Genomic DNA, 1,240 nt, shown 5'->3' with positions numbered 1-1,240 from the left:
CGGCACGACATTCTGCGTACGGCCTTTGTCTGGGAGGGTCTGTCGAGCCCGGCGCAGGTGGTGTGGCGCAAGGCGGCCCTGGAGGTGCGCGAGGTCGAGCTGGATGAGGATGGCGGTCCCGGTTCCGAGCAGCTGAAGCGGCGGTTCGATCCGCGCCAGTACCGCATCGACCTTGGCCGGGCGCCCTTGATGCGCGTCGTGATCGCGCGCGAGCCCGGCAGCGGGCGCTGGCTGCTGTTGGAGCTGCTGCACCATCTGATCGGCGATCACACGACGCTGGAGATCATGCATGCCGAGGTGCGGGCCGTGCTGGAGAGACGCGCGCATGAGCTTGCCGCGCCGCAGCCGTTCCGCAATCTGGTGGCGCAGGCGCGCCTGGGGGGCGATGCCAAGGCGCATGAGGAGTTCTTCCAGGAACAGCTGGCGGACATCGACGAGCCGACGCTGCCGTTCGGGCTAAGCCAAGTGCATGGCGACGGCAGCGGGGTTGGCGAGGCGCATCGGATGCTGCCGCAGGCGCTCAACGATCGGCTGCGGGCCCAGGCGCGGCGGCTGGGGGTGAGCCTGGCCAGCCTTTGCCATCTGGCCTGGGGTCAGGTGGTGGCGCGCAGCAGCGGCCGAGAGCAGGTGGTGTTCGGCACGGTGCTGTTCGGCCGCACGCATGCCGGTGCGGGCGCCGACCGCGCAATGGGCCTGTTCATCAACACCCTGCCTGTGCGGCTTGACCTCGACGGCACCGGAGTTGAGGAAAGTCTGCGTCTCACCCATGCCCGTCTGGCCGAGCTGCTGGCGCACGAGCATGCCTCGCTGGCGCTGGCGCAACGCTGCAGCGGCGTTGCGGCGCCGGCGCCGCTGTTCGGTGCGCTGTTGAACTACCGCCACAACACGCCGGCGGCCATGGCCGGCTCCAGGACGGACGATGGTCTGTCCGGCGTGGAATGGCTGGGCAGCGAGGAGCGCACCAACTATCCGCTGACGCTGTCGGTGGAGGATTTTGGCGAGGCGCTCGGCCTCACCGCACAGGTGGTGGAGCCGATCTCTGCCGATCGGGTCTGCGGCTACATGCAGCGGGCGCTCGAGCAATTGGCGGAGGCGCTGGAGCGGGCGCCCGACAGGCCGGTGCGGGAGCTGGACATCCTGTCGCCCGAGGAGCGGACCTACCTTTTGGAGGAGCTGAACCGGACGGACGCGGACTATCCGTCGGATCTTTGCATCCACGAGCTGTTCGAGCAACAGGTGC

At 69.0% G+C, this 1,240-nt stretch carries 1 protein-coding gene; it reads left to right on the top strand.

Annotation, left to right across the window (positions count from 1 at the left end):
• On the top strand, positions 1-1,240 hold a 1,240-nt coding region (locus NKH89_RS35595; RefSeq protein WP_352912031.1), incomplete at both ends, for a condensation domain-containing protein.

This window comes from Mesorhizobium sp. M0923, from assembly GCF_040319365.1.
Lineage (GTDB): Bacteria > Pseudomonadota > Alphaproteobacteria > Rhizobiales > Rhizobiaceae > Mesorhizobium.
This window is presented reverse-complemented; position numbering and strand designations above follow the sequence as displayed.